The 4513-nt window shown below is 31.6% G+C and carries 5 protein-coding genes; 3 read left to right on the top strand and 2 right to left on the bottom strand.

Features of this window, described 5'->3' with window-relative positions; all coding sequences use genetic code 11:
- The 3 genes from PHC28_RS15990 to pafA form a co-directional block, all read left to right on the top strand.
- A partial coding sequence (locus tag PHC28_RS15990) for a nitronate monooxygenase family protein (RefSeq protein ID WP_300102963.1) occupies positions 1–599 on the top strand: 599 nt, incomplete at its 5' end.
- A gap of 41 nt (positions 600–640) precedes the next feature.
- The gene (locus tag PHC28_RS15985; protein WP_367278053.1) at positions 641–1060 is read left to right on the top strand and encodes a hypothetical protein; all 420 of its coding nucleotides are present in this window, start codon (positions 641–643) and stop codon (positions 1058–1060) included.
- Positions 1061–1156: 96 nt separating this feature from the next.
- Positions 1157–2773: an alkaline phosphatase PafA gene (gene pafA, locus PHC28_RS15980; RefSeq protein ID WP_300102960.1), complete on the top strand. Its 1617-nt coding sequence runs from the start codon at positions 1157–1159 to the stop codon at positions 2771–2773.
- Between the two features lie 164 nt (positions 2774–2937).
- Here the strand turns inward: pafA and PHC28_RS15975 are convergent, their stop codons facing one another.
- On the bottom strand, positions 2938–3414 hold the full coding sequence (locus PHC28_RS15975) for a nucleotidyl transferase AbiEii/AbiGii toxin family protein (RefSeq protein WP_300102958.1): 477 nt from the start codon (positions 3412–3414) through the stop codon (positions 2938–2940).
- 330 nt (positions 3415–3744) lie between these two features.
- Positions 3745–4464 (bottom strand): hypothetical protein, encoded by a 720-nt coding sequence (locus PHC28_RS15970; protein ID WP_300102953.1) that lies wholly within the window; start codon positions 4462–4464, stop codon positions 3745–3747.
- Between the last annotated feature and the right edge of the window lie 49 nt (positions 4465–4513).

Here is a 4513-nt window from a genome sequence, read left to right as displayed (position 1 = left end):
TGAGCAGTTCTGTTTTTGCAATAAAAGCACAAGATGCAGGTGTTGATGCCGTTGTAGCTGAAGGTTTTGAAGCAGGAGGACATAATGGAAAAGAGGAAACCACCACTTTTACCTTAATTCCTATGGTGAAAGAAAAAATCAAAATCCCACTAATTGCTGCGGGAGGAATTGCAAGTGGTCAAGGAATGCTTGCCGCAATGGTTCTTGGTGCCGATGGTGTACAAATAGGAAGTCGTTTTGCAGCTTCGATAGAATCATCAGCTCACGAAAATTTCAAAAACAGAATTATTGAAACCAAAGAAGGGGAGACGCAAGTTACATTGAAAGAATTGGCTCCTGTTCGATTAATCAAAAATAAGTTTTACCAAGATGTACAGGATTTGTATTCAAAATGCCCAACAAAAGAGGAATTGTCAACATTGTTAGGTAGAGCAAGGGCAAAACGTGGAATGTTTGAGGGAGATTTAGTGGAAGGTGAATTAGAAATTGGGCAAATAGCAGGAATAATTTGCGAGATAAAACCAGTAGCAGCAATTATTAAGGAAATAATAGCGGATTTTGAATTAGCAAAAAATGATGTTACAAAATTCGATTTCTAGTTTCTAATTTTATTACTTTTGATTTCTGACAAATTTTACAAATGATGACAAAAATAAAAATAATTCTTGTTTTGGCTTTTATGATATTGGGATTGAGTCAATCTTACAGTCAAACCTATACATTCAGCACTTCTAGTTTGAGTGTTTTGCAAAAAAATCAAAAAGGGAATTGGGGCAAATGGTCTGATTTGGGTTTAGTCAATATTTTAGTAAAATTAGACACAGATAAAAATCGAATTGTTGTTTATTCCGAAGTAATTCAAGCATTTGAAATTATAAATTATATCCCTTTAGAAGAGAGTGAAACCGATAGTGTTTATTCATTTACTTGCAAAGATAACAATGGTGAAGATTGCACACTTTCTATTATTACCAGAAAACATCAGGGAAATCGTAAGCAACTTTACATCAATTATGAAGATAGAATCATTGTCTATAACATCTTCAATTATAAAAATTAACTTAAGTTAAATTAAGATTAATTTTTACCTAATTTTTATCCGTTTTTCCTGTTTCTAAAAGGGAATGTGTATTTTTGTTTCAATAAAATATGTATTATGAAAAAGTTGTTTTTGTTGTTGGCATTTGTTGTTATTACTAGCGTTCAAGCACAACAACGTCCAAAATTAGTTGTTGGAATTGTGGTTGATCAAATGAAAATGGAATATTTATATCGTTTTTCGGACGATTTTTCTCCTAATGGTTTCAAGCGATTGATGAGTAAAGGATTTGTATTTCACAACGCCAATTTTAATTATATGCCTACTTATACTGGTCCGGGGCACGCCTCTATTTATACGGGAACCACACCATCAGTAAACGGAATTGTTGGCAATGAATGGTATAGCAGAAAATTAGGTAAAACGACTTATTGTACAGATGATGATTCTGTACAAACTGTTGGCGATGGGGCAGACAAAGAAGGAGCAATGTCTCCAAAAAATCTTCAAAGTACTACTATAACTGATGAATTGCGATTAGGAACTAACTTAAAAGGAAAAGTAATTGGGATGAGTTTGAAAGATCGAGGTGCTATCTTGCCAGCAGGACATTTTGCTAATTGGGCTTTTTGGTATAGCGGAACAGGAGCATTTATTTCGAGTACTTTTTATGGTCAAAAGCTTCCTGATTGGGTAACCGAATTCAATAACGAAAAAAAATATTTGACATATATCAATAAAGGTTGGAATTTACTAAAACCAGCAGCTGATTATAATGAAAGTTGGCCAGACGATAATCCGTATGAAGGCAAATTATACAATTGCGACAAACCAGTTTTCCCATACAATCTTAAAGAAATGTATGATAAACACGGAGCTGAAGTTATGAGGTCAACACCTTTTGGTAATAATTTATTAGAAGATTTTGCTAAGAAAGCTATCGAAAAAGAAGAATTAGGAAAAGATTATGTTACTGATTTTTTGACAGTTAGCTTTTCTTCAACAGATTATATTGGTCATATTTTGGGGCCAAGATCGATGGAATTACAAGACACATACTTACGATTAGATTTGACAATAGCAGACTTTTTAGATTATTTAGATAAAACCGTTGGTAAGGATAATTATCTACTTTTCTTAACTTCAGATCACGCTTGCGCAGAAAATGCCAATTATTTGAAAGATAATAAATATGCTGTTAAAAATCTTAATACTAAAGAAATCACTAAATCTTTAAAAAACTTTTCAATAGCAACTTTTGGTGAGGATTTAGTTACTAATTATTCTAATTTTAATCTTTTTTTTAACAAGGAATTAATTCAGTCAAAAGGATTAGAATTGGTTAAAGTAAAACAAGTATTCAAGGATTATTTGTTGACGCAGGAACAAGTGAAAAGAGTGTATACCGAAGAAGAAATTTTAGCTTCAACAGGAAATGATTATTACCTAAATTTTATTGCCAAAGGGTATGACCCAACTCAAAATGGTGATATGGTTGTACTTGACAAACCCGGATACATTCAATATGGTCCAACGGGTTCTTCTCACGGAACACCTTATGCTTATGACACACACGCACCTTTACTTTTTTATGGATGGAAAATAAAACCAGGAGAAAGTTTCGATAAAAAAGAAATCACTCAAGTTGCACCAACACTAGCTTTGAAACTAAAAATTGAAATGCCAAATGGCACAGAAAACAAGGTTTTGACAGAAATTTTGGAGGATAAGTAATCTATGAACCGACACAATTTTAATAATGAAACCACTCGAAGGAGTGGTTTTATGTTTTTATTGAAATGGGATTTTGCATTTATTAAGTGTTGTAGTTTCTACTGGCAACGGAATTTGGGATGACAATATGTTTTCAATAGTTTATCGTTCCGTTTATTTGAAAATTATTTCTTATTTATCTCCCGTAGCTGTTGTATATCCAGTAAATCTTTAGGTCTATTGGCTTTGATTTTGCTAGTAATTAAATCCTCAAGCGAAATCACATTCCATCTTAAAAATTTATTGTCATTTACTTCGCAAATTTCACTGTCATTGTAAGCTTTTGAAAACGATTTGTTTACTGAAAAATTAGTAATCAATTCCAAATCCAAATCTAATGGAGAAAATTTAACAGAAATGTTTTGTTGTTGCTGTTTTACGGCTAATGGGAAATCTTCAATTTCGAATCCCATTTCTTTAAAAACAAGGACTAATTTTTTGAAATTTTCATCGGTTGTTTCTATCCAAAAATCTACATCGGCAGAATGGCGTTGATATCCGTGAAAATTTACGGCACCTCCACCAACCATAATCATTCTGACCTTATGTTTATTGGCCAATGAAACGAAACTATTGATATTTTCTTCCCAAGGGTGGAACATATTATTTAGACTTAATTGTAATCAAAAAATTAGTTGATTTATCTGATTTAACTTTACTTGGAAATTGATTTACCCTATACACTAGATTTAGAAAGTTATAAATGCGTTCCACTTTTGACAGTTTTAAAAAACTCTCCCGTTGCATTTTATTACTAACTTCTTTCGTTTGAAATTGAATTTCCATAACTATATCTTTTTTACAAAATTAGACAAATAATTAACTGTCCATTAAATTGTTTTACTAACACAAATCTACCATAATTTTTCCCAAAAAAAATCCCATTTCATTTTTCATTGAAATAGGATTCTTTTATTTATGAAATTTCAATTCTATTTCACAAGAACAGCATCTTCAATTAGAATGTCGTATTTATAACCTGAACCTAAATCTTTATTTAAAACAACAGTTCCTTTTAGAGTAACAATTTCATCCAGTTTTACTTTTGCCAATGAGGTAATTGTTATGTCATTTGATCCTTTAAAACTAGAACCATCTTGGAGGTGAATCCAATTTTTATTCATAATTTCTGGCATAAATTTCACCACTTTTCCAGTTAAAATTACAGTCTTCCCTGCTAAATTCTCTTTGCCTGAAAACAAATCGTGTATCGATATAGCTCCTTTGGCTAAAGTAATTCCTTTTGATAATTCAGTTGAAGTTACATTACTTTTAGTAGTATCTACTGCTTTTTCAGCTACTACTGGTGGGTTAGGATCCATTAATCCTTCTACAAAGAATACAGAATCGAAAGTTCTTTTTAAGTCTTTGCTTTCAAATTTTTTCATTTCCATTCCTCCTTCATAAGAGTAGGTTTTTCCAACTTCTACTTCTGTAAGTGGAATTGCAATCCAGAATTCCTTTTCGCCTTCAGCAACAAAAAGGTAAGTGTAAGCAGTTGCGTTCAAAATTTCTTTTACTGTAATTTTATGCAAATTAGGATTTACGACCTCTTTTGTTGTAGCTTCTTGCTTTTCATTATTTGATTTACATTGAACCAAAACCATTAGCATTGCAATACTTGCAAGGCTCAAAATTATTATTTTTTTCATTGTTTGTTTTATTTATTATTTGGAGTAAAATTAAGTAAATTATTACCAA

The organism is Flavobacterium sp., assembly GCF_028712645.1.
In the GTDB taxonomy this organism is placed as follows: Bacteria; Bacteroidota; Bacteroidia; order Flavobacteriales; family Flavobacteriaceae; genus Flavobacterium.
The sequence above is the reverse complement of the archived record's forward strand: the minus strand, read 5'-3'. Positions and strand labels throughout refer to the sequence as shown.